General features: G+C 50.4%; 29 protein-coding genes. All 29 read right to left on the reverse strand.

Features of this window, described 5'->3' with window-relative positions:
* Positions 1-10: 10 nt before the first annotated feature.
* Positions 11-229 (reverse strand): translation initiation factor IF-1, encoded by a 219-nt coding sequence (gene infA, locus K9N57_03440; protein MCF7803223.1) that lies wholly within the window; start codon positions 227-229, stop codon positions 11-13.
* A gap of 15 nt (positions 230-244) precedes the next feature.
* The gene (gene map / locus K9N57_03445; GenBank protein MCF7803224.1) at positions 245-991 is read right to left on the reverse strand and encodes a type I methionyl aminopeptidase; all 747 of its coding nucleotides are present in this window, start codon (positions 989-991) and stop codon (positions 245-247) included.
* Between the two features lie 13 nt (positions 992-1,004).
* Entirely contained in the window at positions 1,005-2,342 is a 1,338-nt protein-coding gene (gene secY / locus K9N57_03450) for a preprotein translocase subunit SecY (protein ID MCF7803225.1), read from the reverse strand.
* The gene (gene rplO / locus K9N57_03455) at positions 2,339-2,779 is read right to left on the reverse strand and encodes a 50S ribosomal protein L15 (protein ID MCF7803226.1); all 441 of its coding nucleotides are present in this window, start codon (positions 2,777-2,779) and stop codon (positions 2,339-2,341) included. The genes secY and rplO overlap by 4 nt, the downstream gene beginning before the upstream one ends.
* 4 nt (positions 2,780-2,783) lie before the next feature.
* Positions 2,784-2,972: a 50S ribosomal protein L30 gene (rpmD, locus tag K9N57_03460; protein ID MCF7803227.1), complete on the reverse strand. Its 189-nt coding sequence runs from the start codon at positions 2,970-2,972 to the stop codon at positions 2,784-2,786.
* Positions 2,973-2,993: 21 nt separating this feature from the next.
* The gene (gene rpsE, locus K9N57_03465) at positions 2,994-3,506 is read right to left on the reverse strand and encodes a 30S ribosomal protein S5 (GenBank protein MCF7803228.1); all 513 of its coding nucleotides are present in this window, start codon (positions 3,504-3,506) and stop codon (positions 2,994-2,996) included.
* A gap of 25 nt (positions 3,507-3,531) precedes the next feature.
* Positions 3,532-3,891 (reverse strand): 50S ribosomal protein L18, encoded by a 360-nt coding sequence (gene rplR, locus K9N57_03470; protein ID MCF7803229.1) that lies wholly within the window; start codon positions 3,889-3,891, stop codon positions 3,532-3,534.
* Positions 3,892-3,918: 27 nt separating this feature from the next.
* On the reverse strand, positions 3,919-4,464 hold the full coding sequence (gene rplF, locus K9N57_03475) for a 50S ribosomal protein L6 (GenBank protein MCF7803230.1): 546 nt from the start codon (positions 4,462-4,464) through the stop codon (positions 3,919-3,921).
* Positions 4,465-4,479: 15 nt separating this feature from the next.
* Complete coding sequence (rpsH, locus tag K9N57_03480) at positions 4,480-4,878, reverse strand: 30S ribosomal protein S8 (GenBank protein MCF7803231.1); 399 nt, start codon at positions 4,876-4,878, stop codon at positions 4,480-4,482.
* Between the two features lie 12 nt (positions 4,879-4,890).
* Positions 4,891-5,076, reverse strand: coding sequence for a type Z 30S ribosomal protein S14 (locus K9N57_03485; protein MCF7803232.1), 186 nt, complete (start codon positions 5,074-5,076; stop codon positions 4,891-4,893).
* 30 nt (positions 5,077-5,106) lie between these two features.
* Complete coding sequence (rplE, locus tag K9N57_03490) at positions 5,107-5,679, reverse strand: 50S ribosomal protein L5 (protein ID MCF7803233.1); 573 nt, start codon at positions 5,677-5,679, stop codon at positions 5,107-5,109.
* Positions 5,680-5,700: 21 nt separating this feature from the next.
* The gene (rplX, locus tag K9N57_03495; protein ID MCF7803234.1) at positions 5,701-6,009 is read right to left on the reverse strand and encodes a 50S ribosomal protein L24; all 309 of its coding nucleotides are present in this window, start codon (positions 6,007-6,009) and stop codon (positions 5,701-5,703) included.
* A 17-nt stretch (positions 6,010-6,026) separates the two neighbouring features.
* On the reverse strand, positions 6,027-6,395 hold the full coding sequence (rplN, locus tag K9N57_03500) for a 50S ribosomal protein L14 (protein ID MCF7803235.1): 369 nt from the start codon (positions 6,393-6,395) through the stop codon (positions 6,027-6,029).
* Positions 6,396-6,426: 31 nt separating this feature from the next.
* On the reverse strand, positions 6,427-6,690 hold the full coding sequence (gene rpsQ, locus K9N57_03505) for a 30S ribosomal protein S17 (GenBank protein ID MCF7803236.1): 264 nt from the start codon (positions 6,688-6,690) through the stop codon (positions 6,427-6,429).
* Positions 6,687-6,914 (reverse strand): 50S ribosomal protein L29, encoded by a 228-nt coding sequence (gene rpmC / locus K9N57_03510; GenBank protein ID MCF7803237.1) that lies wholly within the window; start codon positions 6,912-6,914, stop codon positions 6,687-6,689. Before rpmC ends, rpsQ begins: the two co-directional genes overlap by 4 nt.
* A gap of 1 nt (position 6,915) precedes the next feature.
* Positions 6,916-7,335, reverse strand: a complete 420-nt coding sequence (gene rplP / locus K9N57_03515) for a 50S ribosomal protein L16 (protein ID MCF7803238.1) — start codon at positions 7,333-7,335, stop codon at positions 6,916-6,918.
* Positions 7,336-7,353: 18 nt separating this feature from the next.
* Complete coding sequence (gene rpsC, locus K9N57_03520; GenBank protein MCF7803239.1) at positions 7,354-7,977, reverse strand: 30S ribosomal protein S3; 624 nt, start codon at positions 7,975-7,977, stop codon at positions 7,354-7,356.
* Positions 7,978-7,992: 15 nt separating this feature from the next.
* A complete protein-coding gene (rplV, locus tag K9N57_03525) occupies positions 7,993-8,358 on the reverse strand; it encodes a 50S ribosomal protein L22 (GenBank protein ID MCF7803240.1) in 366 nt (121 codons plus the stop codon).
* Positions 8,359-8,378: 20 nt separating this feature from the next.
* Positions 8,379-8,675: a 30S ribosomal protein S19 gene (rpsS, locus tag K9N57_03530; protein MCF7803241.1), complete on the reverse strand. Its 297-nt coding sequence runs from the start codon at positions 8,673-8,675 to the stop codon at positions 8,379-8,381.
* Positions 8,676-8,683: 8 nt separating this feature from the next.
* Positions 8,684-9,520 (reverse strand): 50S ribosomal protein L2, encoded by an 837-nt coding sequence (gene rplB / locus K9N57_03535; protein MCF7803242.1) that lies wholly within the window; start codon positions 9,518-9,520, stop codon positions 8,684-8,686.
* A gap of 23 nt (positions 9,521-9,543) precedes the next feature.
* Positions 9,544-9,870: a 50S ribosomal protein L23 gene (gene rplW, locus K9N57_03540; protein ID MCF7803243.1), complete on the reverse strand. Its 327-nt coding sequence runs from the start codon at positions 9,868-9,870 to the stop codon at positions 9,544-9,546.
* A gap of 12 nt (positions 9,871-9,882) precedes the next feature.
* On the reverse strand, positions 9,883-10,518 hold the full coding sequence (gene rplD, locus K9N57_03545; protein MCF7803244.1) for a 50S ribosomal protein L4: 636 nt from the start codon (positions 10,516-10,518) through the stop codon (positions 9,883-9,885).
* A gap of 10 nt (positions 10,519-10,528) precedes the next feature.
* Positions 10,529-11,146 carry a 50S ribosomal protein L3 gene (rplC, locus tag K9N57_03550; protein MCF7803245.1) on the reverse strand — a complete coding sequence of 206 codons (618 nt, stop codon included), beginning with the start codon at positions 11,144-11,146 and terminating at the stop codon, positions 10,529-10,531.
* A 19-nt stretch (positions 11,147-11,165) separates the two neighbouring features.
* On the reverse strand, positions 11,166-11,474 hold the full coding sequence (gene rpsJ / locus K9N57_03555) for a 30S ribosomal protein S10 (protein MCF7803246.1): 309 nt from the start codon (positions 11,472-11,474) through the stop codon (positions 11,166-11,168).
* Positions 11,475-11,497: 23 nt separating this feature from the next.
* Positions 11,498-12,688 carry an elongation factor Tu gene (gene tuf, locus K9N57_03560; GenBank protein MCF7803247.1) on the reverse strand — a complete coding sequence of 397 codons (1,191 nt, stop codon included), beginning with the start codon at positions 12,686-12,688 and terminating at the stop codon, positions 11,498-11,500.
* 30 nt (positions 12,689-12,718) lie between these two features.
* Positions 12,719-14,761 (reverse strand): elongation factor G, encoded by a 2,043-nt coding sequence (gene fusA, locus K9N57_03565; protein MCF7803248.1) that lies wholly within the window; start codon positions 14,759-14,761, stop codon positions 12,719-12,721.
* A gap of 100 nt (positions 14,762-14,861) precedes the next feature.
* The gene (gene rpsG, locus K9N57_03570; protein MCF7803249.1) at positions 14,862-15,329 is read right to left on the reverse strand and encodes a 30S ribosomal protein S7; all 468 of its coding nucleotides are present in this window, start codon (positions 15,327-15,329) and stop codon (positions 14,862-14,864) included.
* Positions 15,330-15,349: 20 nt separating this feature from the next.
* A complete protein-coding gene (rpsL, locus tag K9N57_03575; GenBank protein ID MCF7803250.1) occupies positions 15,350-15,718 on the reverse strand; it encodes a 30S ribosomal protein S12 in 369 nt (122 codons plus the stop codon).
* A gap of 76 nt (positions 15,719-15,794) precedes the next feature.
* Positions 15,795-20,084 carry a DNA-directed RNA polymerase subunit beta' gene (rpoC, locus tag K9N57_03580; protein ID MCF7803251.1) on the reverse strand — a complete coding sequence of 1,430 codons (4,290 nt, stop codon included), beginning with the start codon at positions 20,082-20,084 and terminating at the stop codon, positions 15,795-15,797.
* Positions 20,085-20,108 lie beyond the last annotated feature (24 nt).

A 20,108-nucleotide genomic window follows, 5' to 3' on the forward strand; every position in this document is an offset into this window, starting at 1 on the left:
CGTTCAATTCTCATTTATACCGGTAGACGACACGTCCGCGATTCAGATCATACGGTGAAAGTTCCAGCGTCACTTTATCTCCCGGTAGAATTTTGATATAATTCATCCGCATTTTCCCAGAGATATGTGCGTGGACTTCGTGCCCGTTCTCCAGTTCGACCTTAAACGTCGCGTTCGGGAGCGTCTCTTTGACGATGCCGTCTACGCGAATCGGTTTTTCTTTGGCCAAATTAAATCTCCTCGTTTAGCTTGTCGGTACTGATAAAATTTCCGGGCCGTTATTCGAAATAACGACCGTATGTTCAAAATGCGCACTTAATTTCCCGTCGGATGTATATACCGTCCAGCCGTCATCACCGGTATACACGTCATAGCCACCTTCATTAATCATCGGTTCAATTGCCATAACCATTCCGGCCCGTAATTCCGGACCGGTCCCCGCCTTGCCGTAATTTGGCACTTGCGGTTCCTCATGTAACTCGGTTCCGATACCGTGGCCGACAAGCTGCCGGACCACAGAAAACCCGGCATTCTCTGCATATTCCTGTACCGCATGACCGATGTCGTACAGATGATTACCGGCTTTTGCTTGTTCAATACCTTTCATCAGAGCATTACTGGTCACTTCGAGCAGCTGTTTCACCTTTTCATTCACATCGCCAACCGCGAAAGTAATAGCGTGATCTCCGTAATATCCGTTTTTCTCAGCGCCGCAATCGATACCAACGATGTCGCCCTCGTTGAGGGTGCGCTCGCTGGGGATTCCATGGACAACCTCATTATTAATGCTCATACAAAGGCTGGCCGGAAACCCGTAGTAACCCTTGAATGCCGGACGGGCACCCCGGGAACGAATATGCTCTTCAGCCATCTGGTCCAGGTCAATTGTTTTTGCCCCCGGCACCAGGTGCTCCTTCACTAGCTGGAGCGTGTCGGCCACTATTTGGCTTGCTTCACGTATTTTATCGATTTCCGTAGTGCTTCGTGTCATGCGTTTACAATTATCACATTCTGCGGCGGCCGCGTATACGCCCACCCTTCATAAATCCGTCATAATGCCGCATCACCAGGTGCGACTCTACCTGCTGAAGCGTGTCCAGCGATACACCGACGATAATCAGTAGACTCGTCCCCCCAAAAAAGGAGGCCAGACTATAATCCACATCAAAAATATTCATAATGAAATACGGCATCACGGCAACAATCGCCAGGAAAATTGATCCCGGCAGCGTAATTTTCGTCAGGATATTATCAATAAACTCTGCAGTCCGTTTCCCCGGACGAATCCCTGGGATAAACCCACCGTGCCGCTTCATATTATCCGCAACTTCCACCGGATTAAACGCTATAGCGGTGTAGAAATAGGTAAAGAAGATGATCATCACACCGAATACGATCCAATAGACCGGGTGCTGGATGTCAAAGTATCTCAAGATACCCTGCATTACCGTATTTCCGCCAAAAAATGTCGCGATAGTCTGTGGTACAAACATGATCGCCTGGGCGAAAATAATCGGCATAACGCCGGCGGTGTTAATTCGCAGCGGAATATGAGTCGATTGCCCGCCATAGACCTTTCGCCCAACAACACGTTTTGCATATTGTACCGGGAGTTTTCGTGTTCCCTGAGTCAGCAGGACCAGTGCAGCGACAATTACAACCATCAGCGCAATCAGGACGACCTCGGTAAAGACACCGCGAACCCCTTCCTGTATCAGTGTCACTTCACTGATAATCACGTTCGGGAGCATCACCAGGATACCGATGGTAATCAGCAGCGATATCCCATTTCCGATGCCGCGCTCGGAGATCTGCTCGCCAAGCCACATGACAAACACTGTACCACTCACCAGCGTAATCACCGTAATCAGTTGAAAGCCGATCCCCGGATTAATGACCACTGAGCGGGCTGCCTGGCCGGCGCCGGCCGTCATGTTCTGCAGAAAAATACTGACGCCATAGGCCTGTAATGTTGAAATCCCAACCGTCCCGTACCGGGTCAGCTGGGTAATTTTCTTCTGACCTTCTTCACCCTCTTTCTGCAGCCGCTGGAAATAGGGAAATACCGCACCGAGCAGCTGAATGATAATGGCCGCACTAATGTACGGCATAATACCGAGAGCGAAGATAGTCGCCTTCCCGAACGAACCGCCTGCGAACATATCGTACAGTCCGAATAACGTGTTTTGGAGGTTGGACATGGCCATGGCCAGCGCCTGGCTATCAATGCCTGGCGTGGGGATATGACCACCAATTCGGTAAACGACCAGAATAAAAATTGTAAACGCGATGCGCTTACGGAGTTCTGGGATTTTGAATATGCTACGGAACGAATCAATCATAAGCGCTCTACGGAACCTCCGGCGGCAGTAATCTTTTCTTCGGCTGATTTCGAGAATGCATGGGCAGTGACGGTCAGCCCTTCCGGTGCCTCACCGTCTCCGAGAATTTTAACCGGATCGCCACCCGGATCAACTAACCCATGATTGCCCAAAACATCTATATCTATTTCTTTTTCCTCAAGCCGTTCGAGATCACTTACATTCACCACCTGATATTCGGTGCGGAAAATGTTAGTAAATCCTCTTTTCGGCAAACGCCGCTGAATGGGCATCTGCCCACCTTCATACCAGGGGCGATAGGTATAACCAGCCCGGGAAAGCTGTCCCTTTTGACCCCGACCAGACGTTTTTCCGTATCCGGAACCGTTTCCGCGGCCAACGCGCTTGTCTTTGCCCTTTCGGTGGCCTTCTGCGTATTGTAATGAACCTAAATCCATATTATCAAACCTCTTCTACGTCTACCAAATGTTGGACTTTCGCGATCATCCCCCGAATTGCCGGCGTGTCGTCATGTACTACCGTACGATAATTTCGCCGCAATCCCAGGGCGCGGACAGTCGCTTTTTGCTTTTTATCCACACCGATCACGCTTTTCTTCTGTCGAATCTGTAGCTGTTTTTTCTTTGCCATAAATCTTTTAACCGTTCGTGTTTACGGATTGAAAAGTTCTTCTACGGTAATGCCTCGTCGCTCGGCGACCGTATAGGCATCACGTAGATTTTTTAATCCTTCCAGCGTGGCCTTAATCATGTTATGCGGATTTGATGTTCCGATGGATTTGGTCAGGATATCGTGAATTCCGGCCTGCTCCATCACGGCCCGCACAGGACCACCGGCGATAATACCGGTACCCGGAGACGCCGGTTTAAGCATTACTCGACCAGCCCCGAATTTTCCAACGATGGCATGGGGAATTGTTCCGTTCACAATCGGTACCTTAAACAAGTTCTTTTTGGCCTTTTCACGGCCCTTGCTAATAGCTTCCACCACACCGTTTGCTTTTCCGAGCCCGACTCCCACATGTCCATCACCGTCTCCAACAACAACAATCGCGTTAAACGAAAAATTCCGCCCACCGGTGACTACCTTGGACACGCGGTTAATCTTGACAACTTTTTCATCCTTCAGATTTAACTGAGTCGGATTAATCTGTTTCTGTGCCAATATTTACTCCCTCAGCTCACTTCAGTTAAAATTCGAGTCCACCTTCACGTACGGCTTCCGCCAACGCTTTCACCCGACCATGGTACCGATAGCCGTTTCGATCAAACACTACTTTTTCGATACCGGCATCCTTTGCCTTCTTGGCGATTTGGTTCCCGACAATCTTACTAATTTCGGCCTTGCTCTCCGCTTTATCAACCTCTTCCTGGATTTCGTTTTCCAGAGAGGAGGAACTGGCAAGTGTGTTTCCGTGCAGATCGTCAATTATCTGCGCATAGATGTTCGCATTGCTCCGGAACACCGTTAACCGAGGCCGATCGGGCATACCAAAGATGGATTTCCGAACGTGTTTCTTCTTTCGAGATCGTGCAGATGGTTTTTTCATAAGTCAGTATAACTCCGTACAGATCAATTATTTTGCTGCAATTGCTTTACCAGCTTTACGTCGCACATATTCGCCAACATACCGGATGCCTTTTCCTTTATAAGGCTCCGGGGGACGAAATGACCGGATTTTCGCGGCTACCTGACCGACCAACTGTTTATTTGGTCCCTTCACCGTGATATGCGTATTGTCCGGTACATCCAGCGTGATTCCGTCAGGCGCCTCAAACAGGATAGGGTGGGAATATCCGAGATTCAGGAGAATTTTCTGATCGGATTTCCGCTGTACGGTATATCCCACTCCCTGTATTTCCAGGGATTTATCGTATCCATCTTTTACTCCATCCACCGTATTCTGAATAATTGCCCGGGTCATCCCGTGCAGGGACCGGTGAAACTTAGAATCAGACGGACGGGTCACAATGACTTCGCCGTCTGAAATCTTCACTTCCATATCGGCATGGACGGTGATCTCCAGTTCTCCCAGCGGACCTTTGGCGGTCAACACCGGTGCCTGGAAGGACACGTCTACCTTCTCTGGAATGACTACAGGTTGTTTTCCTATACGTGACACGAGTTTACTCCCCCTTTACCAGATATAATAGAGCACTTCACCGCCAACACCCATAGCACGTGCCTGTTTATCGGTCATAATACCTTTGGATGTGGTCATAACAGCGGTACCGAGGCCATTTAACACTTTCGGAATTTCACCAACACCGACATATCGCCGGCGTCCGGGGCGGCTTACACGCTTCAAGCCTTCGATGACCCCTTCGCCTTCTCTGGTGTATTTCAGAAAGATGCGAATGACATCCTGCTTATTGTCTTCAATAACGTAAAAATCTTTAATAAAATGCTCCCGCTTTAGCAGCAGACTCATCCGTTTTTTCAGATTGGATGCGGGAATGTCAACCCAGCGCTTCTTCGCCATAATTCCGTTGCGAATCTGCGTCAAGTAATCTGCAATAGGATCACTCTGGCTCATAAATTCTTTCCTCTACCAGCTAGCTTTAGTTACACCGGGAATTTCCCCTTTGAGGGCCATTTCGCGGAAACAGAGACGGCAAAGGCCGAATTTCCGCATATAGCCACGGGGACGTCCACAGTTATTACACCGGTTATTCTTCCGGGTGCTGTATTTTGGTTCGCGATTTGCTTTTTCAATCATTGATTTCTTAGCCATAAATTGCCTCAATCAGCCTAGTGTTGACGATTATGCAGCTTCAGATGCTCTTGATCGAAACGGCATACCCATCAGTTTAAATAATTCATATGCTTCTTCGTCGGTTTCGGCCGTCGTAACAAAGGTGACATCCATTCCCCGAATCTGCTCTACTTCATCGTAGTCGATTTCCGGGAAAATGATCTGCTCCTTCACACCGATACTGTAGTTGCCGGACCCGTCGAAGGATTTATCGGACACTCCGTTGAAGTCACGAACCCGCGGGAGCGCTAACGCAATAAATTTATCCAGGAATTCATACATCTGTGCGCCACGTAACGTGACCCGGGCACCGATAGCCTGCCCTTCCCGAATATTGAAATTAGAGATGGATTTTTTTGAACGGGTGACGACGGCTTTCTGACCGGAGATTGTCGTCAACTCATTCACCCCTTTCTCCAGAACCGTTGGATCATCTTTGGCCTCACCCAGCCCCATATTGATGGAAATTTTTGCCAGGTGCGGCACTTCCATAATGTTGTCGTATCCGAAACTCTCGCGGAGTTTGGGACGTACTTCTTCCCGGTAATGTTTCAACATTCTCGGTATATATTCTTCAGCCATAATTAAACCACGCTATCTTTGTTAAGAATCTATCACTTCGCCAGTTGATTTTGCCACACGCACCTTGGTTCCGTCCTCCAGGTAATCGTACCCAATGCGGGTTGGCTCCCCATTGTGAAGCAACTGCACATTGGAAACGTCGATCGGAGCCTCCTTTTCAACAATGCCCCCCTGGGGATTATTCTGGGACGGGCGCGTGTGACGCTTAATAAAATTGATTCCTTCCACGATCACCCGGTTCTTCTTTGGGAAAACTTTTAACACTTTTCCCTGCTTTCCCTTATCGTTCCCAGCGATGACTTCAACCTGGTCGCCTCTTTTAATTCGCATAAGTCAGTAATCCCTCGTTAAAGTACTTCTGGTGCCATAGAAATAATTCGCATATAGCGGCGTTCCCGGAGTTCCCGGGCTACCGGCCCGAAAATACGGGTGCCGGTCGGTTCTTCATCGGTGCCGATAAGAACAGCGGCATTCTCATCAAACCGGATATACGATCCGTCTTTCCGGCGCCGCTCCTTTTTTGTGCGGACGATAACCGCCTTGGAAATATCGCCCTTTTTGATATCCCCACCGGGGATAGCATTCTTTACAGACACCATAATAATGTCACCAACACTGGCATAGCGCCGGCCGGTGCCTCCCATGACCTTAATACACTGGACTTTCCGGGCACCAGTATTATCTGCAACATTCAAACGACTTTGTACCTGAATCATCTGGTTCCTCGCCTGTTTCGTCTCATCCCGGTCAGACCTGTTCGGCCTTTTCTAGTATCTCCATCAGTCGCCACCGTTTGCGGCGACTCAATGGACGGGTTTCGATAATTTTGACCTTATCACCATTCTTGCATTCGTTCGTTTCGTCATGTGCGACAAATTTCGACGAACGCGTCACATACTTCTTATAAAGTTTGTGCTGCACCTTCCGGTCGACACGGACCAGAATGCTTTTGTCCATCTTGTCGCTGACGACTGTGCCAATTTTAGTCTTTGTTTTGCCTCGACTGCTCATTCAGCACTCTTCCCTTGCTCTTCAGTTGTCCGTATTCCAAGTTCATATTCGCGTAATACGGTTAGAATCTGCGCAATTTCCTTCTTCAGGTGACGAATCCGTAACGGATTTTCCACCTGTTGCAAAGTCTGCTGAAAGCGGAGATTTTCCAATTCTTCCCTGTTCTCTTCCAACCGTATTTCTAACTCCTCCGTTGAGAGGGTCCGCAATTCGTCGCTCTTCACATCAACCTCCGATTTCGCGACGTGTTACAAATTTCGTTTTTATCGGCAGCTTGTGACTCGCTTGCCGCATCGCCTTTTCCGCGACATCTTCATCGACCCCTTCAATCTCAAACATCACACGGCCCGGTTTTACGACTGCCACATGATATTCCGGAGCGCCCTTCCCTTTCCCCATCCGCGTTTCAGCGGGTTTCTGGGTTACGGGCTTATCCGGGAAAATGCGTATCCAGAGTTTGCCGTGCTTCCGGACGTGTCGCGTAATCGCTACCCGGGCACTTTCAATCTGGCGACCGGTTATCCATCCGGCTTCCATGGCTTTGAGACCGTAGGTCCCAAAACTCACATCGGTGCCGCGATTGGCATTACCTTTACGGCGCCCCCTGTGATGCTTCCGGTGTTTCTGTTTCTTCGGCATTAACATAATTTCAGACTCCCTTTATCAAACAACTTCGCCGTTACAGATCCAAACTTTGATGCCGATAGTGCCATACGTCGTTTTTGCAGTAATGGTGGCAAAATCGATGTCCGCACGCAGCGTATGCAGCGGCACGCGTCCCTCATGATAGTTCTCCGTCCGGGCCATTTCCGATCCACCAAGACGTCCGGCAGCTCGAATACGAATTCCCTCGGCGCCCATCCGCATAGTAGACTGAATGGCTTTTTTTATAACCCGTCGAAACGATATCTTCCGCACTATCTGCTGAGCGATATTATCCGCAACAAGGTAGGCGTCCAGTTCAGGTCGCTTGACTTCATTCACGTTAATCTGAACCTCGGTATCCGTGATGGTTTTCACCTCTTCACGAAGCTGATCGACCTCACTCCCGCCCTTGCCAATCACAATACCTGGCCTGGATGTATGAATAGTCAGTGTAATCTTTTTGGACGTCCGGTTGATCTCGATCCGGGAAATTCCTGCCGTGGGCAGACGTTTCCGGATATACTTCCGAAGCGTTATATCTTGATCGAGATTCTCCGCGAAGTTTTTCTCGTCAAACCAGTTGGATTTCCAACTGCGAATGACGCCAAGCCGAAATCCGATGGGATGTGTTTTTTGACCCAATGAGCCTCCCTTGCGCTAATTACTTTCAGTTTTTTCTTCGATTCCGTCGGAAACCACAACCGTCAGATGGCTGCTGCGTTTCCGGATGACGGTGGCCCGCCCCATAGCCCGCGGTTGATACCGCTTCTGTGTTGGTCCCTCGTCGACATAAATTTCACTGATGACCAAATTGTCGGGATCCATCGCCGCCCCTTCATCCGTATTCATGTAATTGGAAACGGCGGACATAATCGTCTTTTCTACGGTAGTTGCCGCCTTCTTCGGGGTGAAGTGGAGCGCATTCAACGCCTGATTCACCGGTTTTCCGCGAACTAAATCAACCACCTGCCGTATTTTCCGGGCGGATTGTTTTACATATTTTGCTTTGGCTGTTGCTTCCATAATAGTTATCTACCGTCGTCTTAAGATGATGAAGGTTTCTTCACTTTAGCAGTCTTCTCTGCCTTGGAGTGCCCGCGAAAAGTCCGGGTCGGCGAGAATTCACCCAATTTATGCCCGACCATATTCTCGGTAATATACACCGGAATAAACTTATTCCCGTTGTGTACCGCAAAGGTATGGCCGACAAATTCAGGCGTAATCATTGACGCGCGGGACCAGGTTTTGATCACCTGTTTCTTATTCTTTTCATTCAGCGCATCAACCTTTGCCGAAAGTTTTTCGTCTACAAAAGGTCCTTTTTTTAGCGAACGACTCATACAATATCCTACCTTCTCTTATTCTTTGGACGTCGTTTCACGATATAGCGATCAGACAATTTCTTTTTACGGGTCTTCTTCCCCTTAGTCTGCCAACCCCACGGACTTCGGGGATGTCCGCCGCCTGATGTCCGGCCTTCGCCACCACCCATCGGGTGATCGATGGGATTCATCACCACGCCACGCACCTTGGGACGCCGGCCTTTCCAGCGGCTGCGACCTGCTTTACCGAGGGTGACATTTTCATGATCCTTGTTGCCAACTTCACCAAGTGTTGCATAGCAGGTCTGGAGAAACATTCTCACTTCGCCAGATGGCAATTTCAGCGTCACGTAATTGCCTTCTTTGGCCAAAATCTGTGCGGACGTTCCGGCACTGCGGACAATCTGTCCACCTTTGCCCGGTTTAAATTCCACATTGTGCACTAAAGCGCCCTGCGGAATACGACTCAGGGGCATTGCATTCCCTGGCCGTAACGGTACCTGCTCACCGCTTATAACTTCATCGCCAACCCGGAGGCCTTCCGGCGCCAGGATGTAACGCTTTTCGCCATCGGCATAATGAATCAGAGCAATGCGTGCGGACCGGTTGGGATCGTATTCGATTGAGGCGACCTTTCCGGGTACGTCAAATTTCTTGCGCGCAAAGTCGATAATACGGTACCGGCGTTTATGTCCACCGCCCCGTCTTCTGGAGGTAATCCGCCCCCGATTGTTTCGGCCGCCGGTTTTTTTCAGCGGCTTCACCAAGCTCGGTTCCGGTTCACCCTTCGTAATTTCTTCAAATGTCGACTGGGTTTTGTATCGCTGTCCCGGTGTTGTCGGTTTTATCTTTTTAATCGGCATAAATAATCACTCTGTCTCAATAATTAAAGAGAAACACCCTCGCCCTGGTACAGATCGATTGCCTGCCCCTCGGCGAGTGTTACAACTGCTTTTTTCCAATGATTTCTCTGGCCGAAGGTCCGGATGACATGGCCACCGCTGCGAACGGTCATACTCTTACTTTTCCCGCGCATGTTCATGGTGGCGACCTTCGTGACATTCACGTCGAACTTTTTCTCGACGGCCTGTTTAATTTCCATCTTGTTTGCATTCGGCCTGACTTCAAAAGCATATTTTCGCTCGGATTCAGCGAGCAGACTCATTTTCTCAGTGAAAAGCGGCCGTAGTATAACTGCACGTTTCTTTGCCATCGGTAAAATCCTTTAGTTTTCCTGACCTAAATTAGCAACCAACTGCTCCAGACCGGACTGCGTAAACAGTAAAATGTCAGAGTCCATCATATCATATGTGGAAGCGCTGGCAGCCTCAACAACATCTACATTCTGCAGGTTTCGCGAGGAGAGGTATAAATTTTCATCTATCTCCCCGACCAGGATTACGACCTTTTCGTCACTGAGTCCAATATCCTGTAGCAACGTGGCAACACGACTGGTTTTGGGCTGCTCAAACTTCAAATCTTCAATAACAAATACCTTTTCCTCTTGAGCCCGATATGCCAGAACGCTTGTTCTTGCTGCCCGCTTTGCCTTGCGGTTCATCCGCTTTTTATATTTATGGTGCTTTGGAGCAAACGCAATACCTCCACCTACCCACAGAGGAGAACGAATCGTCCCGGCCCGGGCGCGCCCTGTTCCTTTTTGACGCCACGGTTTCTTACCGCCCCCGCGCTTTTCACTGCGTGTTTTCTTGGAATGGCTTCCGAGCCGCCGGTTTGCCATTTCAGTAGTGACTGCCTGGTAAATCAAATGGTCATTCGGCGTCGCTTCAAAAATATTCGCAGGTAGTTCGACCTGTTCTCCCGATTTGGCGCCTTCCGCTGTATAAACTTCTACCTTCATTAGATCCTCGTTATGCCTTTCGGATGATCAGGTATCCGTTGTTTGAACCTGGAACGGACCCTTTCACCAGCAATAAATTCTTTTCTGCATCAGTAGCAACAACCGTTAAAGCTTTTTCGGTCACTTGCTCGTTTCCGGCCTGTCCGGACATCCGCATCCCCGGGAATACGCGGGATGGGTCGGCGCTCGCCCCGATTGAACCGGGCCGCCGCCAAGTGTCGCTCTGTCCACGTGTTTTCGGGCCGCCGGCAAATCCATACTTCTTCACCACGCCGGTAAATCCTCGCCCTTTACTTGTTCCGGTCACGTCAACCTTCTCGCCAGCATTGAAGATATCGACTGTGATTTCTGCGCCAGGCTCATATTGCTCATCCCCGGCATCGAATTCCCTCAGCACCTTCATTGCATCAACTTCTGCCTTTGCGGTATGCCCCGATTCCGGTTTATTCGCTCGCTTTTTCTTCTTCGGTTCAAACCCAATCTGCACTGCGTTGTACCCGTCAGTTTCTTCAGTCTTTACCTGTGTCACATAACACGGGCCAGCTTCAATGACAGTCACGGGAATATCTTCACCGTTGTCATTGAATACGCGGGTCATTCCCTTCTTTTTACCGATAAGTCCATTCATAGCGATTCTCTATAACCCCTTATACCTTAATCTCGATATCAACACCCGCCGGCAAATCCAGCTTCATCAGCGCATCTACCGTCTTTGAGGTTGAATTCAGAATATCAATCAATCGCTTGTGTACTTTGGTCTGAAACTGTTCACGCGATTTCTTATTCACGTGCGGCGACCGCAATACGGTGTAGACCGTCCGCTTCGTCGGAAGGGGAATCGGACCTGAAATCACAGCACCTGTGGATTTTGCCGTCCGAACGATCTTCTCTGTGGACTTATCCAGCAGATTGTGATCGTATGCTTTCAGACTAATACGTAATTTCTGTGATGCCAAATTGACTCACCTTTCCTTCTGAGTTACTCAATTATATCCGTCACAACACCGGATGCGACTGTATGGCCGCCTTCCCGAATCGCGAACCGGAGCCCTTCTTCCATGGCAATTGGTGCGATCAGTTCCACGTCCATATTCACCTTGTCACCCGGCATCACCATTTCCACGCCTTCTGGCAGACCTACTGTACCGGTGACGTCCGTCGTCCGGAAGTAAAACTGCGGCCGGTAGCCCTGGAAGAACGGGGTATGGCGTCCGCCCTCTTCCTTCTTCAGGACATACACTTCCGCTTTGAATTTCGTATGCGGCGTAATACTGCCCGGCTCCGCACAGACCATACCGCGCTGCAGCCATTCCTTGTCGATCCCGCGCAGCAACAGCCCCACGTTATCGCCGGCCTGGCCTTCGTCCAGCATCTTCCGGAACATTTCTACTCCTGTGACAACAGTGGTTTCATGACCACCGAGCCCAATCACTTCGACTTCGTCACCCACATGCACGATACCGCGTTCAATTCGACCGGTACCCACGGTGCCACGTCCGGTAATTGAGAAGACATCCTCCACCGGCATTAAAAACGACCGGTCGGTGTCGCGCTCCGGTTCGGGAATATAATCATCCAGCGCTTCAATCAGCTCCTGCATCGGGGCGGTGGCGTCTGCATCGTCCGGATTGCTCAGCGCTTCCAGCGCGCTACCCTTCACAATCGGAATATCATCGCCGGGGAAATCATACTCACTCAACAGTTCCCGGAGTTCCAACTCCACCAGTTCCAGCAATTCCGGATCGTCCACCTGGTCCGTTTTATTCATAAAGACCACGATATTCGGTACGCCCACCTGCCGTGCCAGCAAAATGTGCTCCCGGGTCTGCGGCATGGGACCGTCGGCGGCGCTCACGACCAGAATGGCGCCGTCCATCTGGGCTGCCCCGGTAATCATGTTTTTGATGTAATCGGCGTGACCCGGGCAGTCCACGTGGGCGTAATGCCGGTTATCACTCTCGTATTCCACGTGGGCGGTCGCGATAGTGATCCCGCGCTCTTTTTCTTCCGGCGCGTTATCGATACTGTCAAAATCGCGGATCTCCGCCAAGCCTTTGCTGGACAGGTACAGCGTCAGCGCTGCTGTCAACGTTGTCTTCCCATGATCCACATGGCCAATGGTTCCCACGTTTACATGGGGTTTGGTCCGTTCAAATTTCTGTTTCGACATGCGACCTCCCTCGTCTCTTACGCGGTCAGTTTATGATGCTTTGCCGTGAATTTGTTCAATAATATCATCCTTTATGCTTTCCGGTACCTCAGCGTAGTGCGAAAACTGCATCGTAAATACAGCGCGCCCCTGTGTAATGGACCGTAAATCTGTAGCGTAACCAAACATCTCGGAAAGCGGAACAGTCGCCGTAATTACCTGCGCTTTCTTTCTCTGTCCCATCCCTTTGATGTCTCCACGCCGTCCGGTGATGTCTCCCATGACGTCGCCGAGATATTCATCTGGTACAACGACTTCAAGGTCCATCGTCGGCTCGAGGAGTGCTGGGCTTGCCTGCCTCATTGCCTCCTGCATCGCCATGGAACCAGCAACCTTAAAAGCCATCTCCGAGGAGTCGACCTCGTGATATGAACCGTCGTATAAGGTCACCTTTATATCTTCCACCGGATAGCCGGCAATCGGGCCGTTACGCATGGCTTCCTGAATCCCCTTATCCACAGACGGGATATATTCTCTTGGGATGGAGCCGCCGACGATTTTATCTATAAATTCGTATCCTTCACCGGCTTCGTTTGGCTCAACCGTCATAACCACATGCCCGTACTGCCCGCGTCCACCACTCTGGCGGACAAATTTCTTCTCCACGTCCACTTCCTGGCGAATGGATTCACGGTAGGCGACCTGCGGCGCGCCAATTTTGGCGTTTACCTTGAATTCCCGTTTCAGCCGGTCGATGATAACTTCCAGGTGCAACTCGCCCATTCCGGCAACGATAGTCTGGCCGGTTTCTTCATCTGTGGAAATTTGAAATGTCGGATCCTCTTCGGCAAGCCGCTGCAATGCATCGGAGAGCTGCTGGGAATCGGCCCGGGATTCCGGCTCTATTGATACTTTAATGACCGGTTCCGGAAACTCCATCTGCTCCAGAATAATCGGATTATCTTCATCACAAAGCGTATTACCAGTGGATGTATTCTTCAACCCGACTGCTGCGGCAATGTCTCCTGCTTTAACGTAATCAAGTTCCTCACGTTTGTTGGCATGCATCTGGAGTAGCCGGCTGAAGCGTTCCCGTTTATCTGAATTGGGATTATGAATATAGGATCCGGCGTTAATTTTACCGGAATAAACCCTGAAAAACGTCAACCGACCAACATAAGGGTCAGTCATCACTTTAAATGCCAGGGCCGCAAACGGCTCATCTTCATCAGACTTCCGGACGATCTGTTCCTCGGTCTTCGGATCAACCCCCTTAATCGGCGGAACCTCAACCGGAGAAGGCAAAAAGTCTACAATGGCATCCAGCAGATACTGGACACCCTTATTCTTGAAGGCCGATCCACACATTACCGGAGTCATAGAGACGTCCAATGTGGCCTTCCGTAGCGCAGATTTAATATCTCTGGGATCGATTTCTTCGCCTTCGAGGTACTTCTCCATGAGTGTGTCATCGTACATGGAGATCTCCTCCAGCATATGTGTACGATATTCCTTGGCCTGCTCAACCATATCTTTGGGAATATCACCAAACTCAAAATGCTTGCCAAGACTCTGTTCATTGTAAATGATGCTGCGATTGTGGACTAAGTCAACAATACCATTGAACATATCGCCGTCACCGATGGGGAGCGTAATTGGCACGACGTTCGCCCCGAGGCGCTCCTTCATCATGTCCACGGCATGAAAAAAATCAGCCCCGGTGCGATCCATCTTATTGACAAACGCAATCCGGGGTATCGTGTATTTATCAGCTTGTCGCCATACCGTTTCTGACTGTGGCTCGACACCTCCGACCGCACAGAAGAGCGCTACGGCGCCATCTAGTACACGAAGGGATCGTTCCACCTCAACGGTGAAGTCCACGTGGCCTGGCGTATCGATAATATTAACGCGATGATCCTGCCAGTAGCACGTAGTCGCCGCGGAAGTGATGGTAATACCGCGCTCCTTCTCCTGCTCCATCCAGTCCATCGTAGCAGCGCCTTCATGAACTTCTCCCATGCGATGCAGCCGACCGGTGTAATAGAGCATTCGCTCAGTCGTCGTTGTTTTTCCGGCATCAATATGAGCCATGATGCCTATGTTCCGTGTCCTCTCTAAAGAGTCTGCTTTTTTCTGAGCCACTGTATCTATATAACCACTTTTTTAATATTAAATTTATATTTCCAATGATTTAGCGGAAGTGCGCGAACGCCTTGTTTGCTTCGGCCATCCTGTGCACTTCTTCTTTCTTCCGGACTGCGCCGCCATCGCCTTTTGAAGCTGCCAGAAATTCTTCCGCCAGCCTGTCTGACATCGGGCGACCACCGCGACCCTTTGCCGCGGAAATAAGCCAACGCATTGCCAGCGCCTTTTTTCTGTCCTTACTCACCTCAATCGGCACCTGATAAGTGGCACCACCAATCCGTTTCGACTTTACCTCAAGGATAGGCGAGGCGTTATCAATTGCTTTTTCAAAAAGTTCCAGACCGTCTTTCCCTGCCTGCTTCTCCATTTTCTCCAAAGCAGTATAGAAGATCTGCTCGGCAGTTCCTCGTTTCCCGCTACGCATGATATTGTTGATAAATTTTGCAACCAACAGACTATCATGTACCGGGTCAGGTAAAATTTCTCGTCTTTCAGGTCTTTTCCGACGCGCCATAACTTAATTATTCCCTATTGCTAAGATTTCTTTGCACCGTACCGGGAACGACTGGTCTTCCGGTCGGTCACCCCGGCCGTATCCAGTGTTCCGCGGACGATATGGTACCGGACACCAGGCAGATCCTTGACCCGACCGCCTTCAATGAGCACAATCGAGTGCTCCTGAAGGTTGTGCCCCTCGCCCGGGATATAGGCTGTCACTTCCATGCCGTTCACCAACCTGACACGCGCCACCTTCCGAAGTGCCGAGTTCGGCTTTTTCGGTGTTGTGGTGTAAACACGTGTGCATACTCCGCGTTTCTGGGGGTTTCCCTTCAACGCCGGAGCGGATTTCTTTTTCTGTACTTTTTTCCGTCCTTTACGGACAAGTTGGTTAATCGTCGGCATCTTTTCTCCCTTTTTGAAAAAGCCTCATAAATTATGGACAGAACTCAGGCCTGTCAACCCGTTTTCTGTTTCTTTTTCATTCTGATTCCACTGGCTCGGACGTTTCTTCCAGCTCTTCCTCCGCAACCCCTTCTTCCGGCTGCTTTTTCGCCAGCCGCTCATCCACAAGAACATCATTCTCGGAATCGACAATAATGTTTTTATAGTGCTTTTGACCGGTTCCGGCAGGAATAAGCCGTCCCATAATTACGTTTTCTTTCAGGCCGCGCAGATGATCGATCTTCGCTGAAGTCGCAGCATCCGTCAGAACACGTGTTGTTTCCTGGAAGGAGGCAGCGGACATGAAGCTTTCCGTATTCAGTGAGGCACGCGTGATACCGAGCAAGAGTGGACGGAAGGTTGCCAGACGTGCGGCCCGCATCTTTGCGGGTTCACCGCCTTCTTCCTCAGTCTCCGTGTTCAACTGTTCAAGCCGGTTGCGCTTGATAACACGGCCCTTGCGCAGTCCGGTATCACCCGGTTCTTCGACTACGACCATATTCCTGATACGTTCGTTTTCTTCAAAGAACTCGTACCGATTGATACGATCCTTTTCAAGATACTTCGTATCGCCTGGCTCCTCGATAGCCACTTTCTGCATCATCTGGCGTACAATAACCTCAATGTGTTTATCATTGATACGTACGCCCTGCAGACGGTAGACTTCCTGGATTTCGTTCACCAGGTACTCCTGAACTTTTCCAGGCCCAAGGATACGGAGGATATCGTGCGGCGCAACTGCGCCATCGCACAGACGATCACCAGCGCTTATTCTATCCCCCTCGTGAACGATAACGTGCTTACCGTACGGAATCTTGTAACTTCGCTCATCCCCGGCATCGCCCACAACGATAATTTCACGGACACCGCGCCGGATACGACCGAACTTCACCCGTCCATCAATTTCGCTGACAACAGCCGGGTTCTTCGGCTTCCGTGCTTCGAACAGTTCCGCGACACGCGGCAAACCACCGGTAATATCCCGGGTTTTGCCAATCTCCTTGGCAATCTTCACCAATGTGTCTCCGGCCTCAACTTCCTGGCCGTCTTTGACCACCAGATTTGCGCCGACCGGCAAAATGATTCCGGGAGCGATGGTTTCACCCTCTTCATCCACAATCTCGATACGCGGACTGAGATCACGATCCTTGGACTCTATTATAGTACTCTGCTTCCGGCCCAGTTCATCCGTCTCTTCGCTGTAGGTCACATCGTCAATCAAATCGATAAATTTAACGTAACCGCTACGCCGCGCCAGAATAATATCGCTATACGGATCCCAGGCAAACAGAGTCTGCCCCTTCTCCACCTCATCTTCGTCTTCCACCAGCAACTTGGAACCGTAGGGCACGTTATAGTGCGCCAGTTCCCGATTGTTCTCATCAATGATATCTATCCGGCCGTTACGGACGAGACAGATTCTATCGCCATCCTCACGCTCTGACAATTCGATATTGTCCGAAAAGCGTACCGTACCGGCGTGTTTACTCGTCATTTCTGATGTCTCGACAATACGGCTGGCTGTTCCACCGATGTGGAATGTCCGGAGTGTCAGCTGCGTTCCCGGTTCACCAATACTCTGTGCCGCGATGATACCGACGGATTCACCGATATTCACTACCTTGTTGGTAGCGAGGTGACGCCCGTAACACTTGATACAAACTCCACGGCGTGTCTCACAAGTCAGCACCGACCGTATACGCACTTCTTCAAGGGCCGTTTCGCCGATTTCATGTGCGACATCTTCGTCGATCATTTCACCCGCACCAACGATCATTTCATCGGTAATCGGATTATACACATCATCAACTGCAAACCGTCCGAGGATACGATCTTCAAGCGGCTCGATAATCTCTTCGCCTTCTTTCAACGCGGTGATTTCGAGGCCGTTAATGGTACCGCAGTCTTCTTCAGCAATCACTACATCCTGAGAAACATCCACCAAGCGCCGGGTCAAATAACCAGCATCCGCTGTTTTCAATGCGGTATCGGCCAGCCCCTTCCGGGCGCCGTGAGTGGAGATAAAGTATTCCTGCGCAGAGAGCCCTTCCTTAAAGTTCGACAGGATGGGATCCTCGATAATCTCTCCGGCCTGACCAGTCATGCTCTTCTGCGGTTTAGCCATGAGTCCACGCATACCAGCCAGCTGTTTAATCTGATCCTTGCTGCCTCGAGCGCCGGAATCTGCCATCATGAACACGTTGTTAAAGCCGTTCTTATCCCTGGCCAACTGGGTCATCATAGTATCAGCCACAGCGTTGGTCGTGTGAGTCCAGATATCGATGACTTTGTTATACCGCTCACCCTCAGTGAGGATCTCGTTTTGAGCCTTCTGGTTCACATCCTCGACCTCCGCGGTCGCCCGGTCAACAAAATCATGTTTCTTTTCCGGAATCATCACATCATCAAGTCCAATGGACGATCCACTGGATGTAGCGTACCCGAATCCGAGGTCTTTCAGGTCATCGAGAAACTTCACCGTGCGATAATTCCCTGCACGTTCGAAGCATTCTCCGACAATACCTTCCAGAGATTTCTTGGCTACCAGTTCATTGATAAACGGCATCTCTTCCGGCAGGATATCGTTAAAGAAAATCCGCCCGATAGTGGTATCGATCTGTTTGCCGTCTTCCAGACGTAACTTCACCTTGGCGTGCAATCCGACTTCGCCGTTGTCGTAGGCGACCCGCGCCTCCGCTCTTGAGGCCAGGGTCATTCCTTCCCCCTTGTCGCCGGGCAGTGCGCGTGTCAGATAATAGACACCCAGTACCATGTCCTGTGACGGAATAGCGATCGGAGCTCCATGCGCCGGATGGAGAATATTGTGACTGGAGAGCATCAGCATCCGGGATTCCATCTGAGCTTCCGGGCCCAGCGGGACGTGGACAGCCATCTGATCTCCGTCAAAGTCAGCGTTAAATGCCGCACAGACCAACGGGTGAATCTTGATAGCTTTCCCATCGATAAGCACCGGCTGGAAGGCCTGGATACCCAAACGATGGAGCGTCGGAGCACGGTTCAATAAGACTGGATGGTCCTTCACTACGTACTCCAGCACCTCGTAGATCTCCGGCTGCTTCTCCTCCACCATGAGTTTTGCACTCCGGGGAGTTTTGGAATAGCCCCGGGTAATCAATTGATTAATAATAAACGGTTTAAACAGCTCTATGGCCATTTCCTTGGGTAGACCGCATTCGTTCAGCTGGAGTTCCGGCCCAACCACGATAACTGAGCGGCCGCTATAGTCCACTCTCTTACCAAGTAGGTTTTGACGGAAGCGTCCCTGTTTTCCCTTGAGCATATCGCTCAGGCTCTTCAACGGACGACGCGTACCACTTCGGACGGCAGTCCGCCGACGACTGTTATCGAACAGCGAATCCACTGACTCCTGCAGCATGCGCTTTTCGTTTCGCAGGATGACGTCCGGCGCGTTGATATCGATCAACTGTTTCAGCCGGTTATTCCGAATAATGACCCGTCGATACAAGTCGTTAAGATCGCTGGCCGCAAATCGTCCGCCATCCAGCGGTACCAATGGACGCAACTCCGGTGGAATCACCGGGAGCACGCTCAATACCATCCATTCCGGATTATTCGGTTTATCATCCTCGTCCCGGATAAATGCCCGGACAACTTTCAGCCGCTTGAGGGCATCATTTTTCCGTTGCTTTGAAGTCTCAGTGTCGACGGCATGCTGAAGCTCGTTGGCCAGTTTTTCCATATCCAGCTCGGCCAGGATCTCGCGGATGGCTTCGCCACCCATCCCGGCTTCAAAGTATTCTTCATTGGCCTTACCATCACCGTCAGCAGGCGGGCCGTATTCCCGGCGGAGTTCCATATATTCTTCTTCATCCACCAGAGACCCGACTTCCACATCAGCGCCACCGGCACTAATTACTATATATTCCTCGTAGTAGATAACTTTTTCCAGGTCCTTGGTGCTCAGACCGAGGATGTAACTTAATTTGCTCGGGATAGAACGCAGATACCAGATATGAACCACCGGTACTGCCAGGTTGATGTGCCCCATCCGTTCACGGCGGACTTTCTTCCTGGTTACCTCGACGCCACACCGATCACAAATAATTCCTTTATAGCGGATCCGTTTATATTTACCGCAGTGACATTCCCAATCCTTCACCGGGCCAAAGATCTTTTCGCAGAACAATCCGTCCTTTTCCGGCTTATACGACCGGTAATTAATCGTTTCGGGTTTAGTGACTTCCCCGTACGATTTGGACAGAATCAGCTCCGGCGACGCCAGGCTGATCTGGATTGAGTCAAAATCTGACTTTGTCTGCGGTTGTTTAGGATTTAAATAAACCAAAGTATATACCTCCCCTTCTCAATT

The organism is Candidatus Neomarinimicrobiota bacterium (assembly GCA_021734025.1).
In the GTDB taxonomy this organism is placed as follows: Bacteria; Fidelibacterota; JAANXI01; order JAANXI01; family JAANXI01; genus JAANXI01.

Bases quoted from the DNA above. Each gene is read 5' to 3' on its own strand.
- map (MCF7803224.1), bottom strand. From the start codon at position 991: ATGACACGAAGCACTACGGAAATCGATAAAATACGTGAAGCAAGCCAA.
- secY (MCF7803225.1), bottom strand. From the start codon at position 2,342: ATGATTGATTCGTTCCGTAGCATATTCAAAATCCCAGAACTCCGTAAG.
- rplO (MCF7803226.1), bottom strand. From the start codon at position 2,779: ATGGATTTAGGTTCATTACAATACGCAGAAGGCCACCGAAAGGGCAAA.
- rpmD (MCF7803227.1), bottom strand. From the start codon at position 2,972: ATGGCAAAGAAAAAACAGCTACAGATTCGACAGAAGAAAAGCGTGATC.
- rplR (MCF7803229.1), bottom strand. From the start codon at position 3,891: ATGAAAAAACCATCTGCACGATCTCGAAAGAAGAAACACGTTCGGAAA.
- rpsH (MCF7803231.1), bottom strand. From the start codon at position 4,878: ATGAGCCAGAGTGATCCTATTGCAGATTACTTGACGCAGATTCGCAAC.
- K9N57_03485 (MCF7803232.1), bottom strand. From the start codon at position 5,076: ATGGCTAAGAAATCAATGATTGAAAAAGCAAATCGCGAACCAAAATAC.
- rplE (MCF7803233.1), bottom strand. From the start codon at position 5,679: ATGGCTGAAGAATATATACCGAGAATGTTGAAACATTACCGGGAAGAA.
- rplX (MCF7803234.1), bottom strand. From the start codon at position 6,009: ATGCGAATTAAAAGAGGCGACCAGGTTGAAGTCATCGCTGGGAACGAT.
- rplN (MCF7803235.1), bottom strand. From the start codon at position 6,395: ATGATTCAGGTACAAAGTCGTTTGAATGTTGCAGATAATACTGGTGCC.
- rpsQ (MCF7803236.1), bottom strand. From the start codon at position 6,690: ATGAGCAGTCGAGGCAAAACAAAGACTAAAATTGGCACAGTCGTCAGC.
- rplP (MCF7803238.1), bottom strand. From the start codon at position 7,335: ATGTTAATGCCGAAGAAACAGAAACACCGGAAGCATCACAGGGGGCGC.
- rplV (MCF7803240.1), bottom strand. From the start codon at position 8,358: ATGGAAGCAACAGCCAAAGCAAAATATGTAAAACAATCCGCCCGGAAA.
- rpsS (MCF7803241.1), bottom strand. From the start codon at position 8,675: ATGAGTCGTTCGCTAAAAAAAGGACCTTTTGTAGACGAAAAACTTTCG.
- rplB (MCF7803242.1), bottom strand. From the start codon at position 9,520: ATGCCGATTAAAAAGATAAAACCGACAACACCGGGACAGCGATACAAA.
- rplW (MCF7803243.1), bottom strand. From the start codon at position 9,870: ATGGCAAAGAAACGTGCAGTTATACTACGGCCGCTTTTCACTGAGAAA.
- rplD (MCF7803244.1), bottom strand. From the start codon at position 10,518: ATGAAGGTAGAAGTTTATACAGCGGAAGGCGCCAAATCGGGAGAACAG.
- rplC (MCF7803245.1), bottom strand. From the start codon at position 11,146: ATGAATGGACTTATCGGTAAAAAGAAGGGAATGACCCGCGTATTCAAT.
- tuf (MCF7803247.1), bottom strand. From the start codon at position 12,688: ATGTCGAAACAGAAATTTGAACGGACCAAACCCCATGTAAACGTGGGA.
- fusA (MCF7803248.1), bottom strand. From the start codon at position 14,761: ATGGCTCATATTGATGCCGGAAAAACAACGACGACTGAGCGAATGCTC.
- rpsG (MCF7803249.1), bottom strand. From the start codon at position 15,329: ATGGCGCGTCGGAAAAGACCTGAAAGACGAGAAATTTTACCTGACCCG.
- rpsL (MCF7803250.1), bottom strand. From the start codon at position 15,718: ATGCCGACGATTAACCAACTTGTCCGTAAAGGACGGAAAAAAGTACAG.